This is a genomic window from Nonomuraea rhizosphaerae, from assembly GCF_019396405.1.
Lineage (GTDB): Bacteria > Actinomycetota > Actinomycetes > Streptosporangiales > Streptosporangiaceae > Nonomuraea > Nonomuraea rhizosphaerae.
In genome coordinates, this window is the sequence record NZ_JAHKRL010000047.1 from 1 (window position 1) to 671 (window position 671).

Here is a 671-nt window from a genome sequence, read left to right on the forward strand (position 1 = left end):
CCGCCCAACGCCGCGAACGCGCCCGCGTCCGCAGCGAGAAGGGCATCCGCTGGGGCGCCCGCCCCCTGGCTCCCGCAGCCTGAAACCCGACCCAACCCCGGCGATCGTTTCCGGTCACAGCACTAGCAACAGCGTTCGCGGGTCAGTTCGGACAGCGCTGAGGGCCGATGCTGTCGAGAAATGTCGGTGAGAAGTAGCAGCGCTGAGGGCCAGGTCTGCCTGTGTCGGCTCCGTGACGGGGCTCGGTGCCGGGTGCAGAAGTCCAGCCACTGATGTCGACCCGTCGGCGTGGATCGCATGGTCACCGCTGCCTACGCAGGCGCGCCCGTGTTGACACCCTGATCCACCGACTTCGCGGTAGCGCGGAAAGAGTTGTGCGTCTTGCCGTACACAGCACGTATTCGAGGAAGTACGTCGACACGTGCCTCACAACGAGCTCGCTGACGCCTGTGGTTCAGCCCGGTCCGCCGGCTGCGGGACCTGGCCGGGTAACCTGTGCCGCCAGCTTCTTCGGCGCCCGCAGGCAGTAGCTCTCGATGAGCAGCTCGGCGATCTCGTCCCAGTCCGCGTCCGGTTCGATCACCATGCCCACGACCTGCGGGTGCCACCTCGGTTTGTAGAACGGGTGGCCGGTGCCGACGAGCGCGGCGAGCTCGGCACCGGCGGAGCGG

Annotated in this window: 1 pseudogene; it reads right to left on the reverse strand. The window is 68.0% G+C overall.

From position 1 onward, the window contains the following. Window positions 1–454: 454 nt before the first annotated feature. Window positions 455–671: pseudogene (locus tag KME77_RS02335) on the reverse strand (hypothetical protein); the annotation flags it as partial.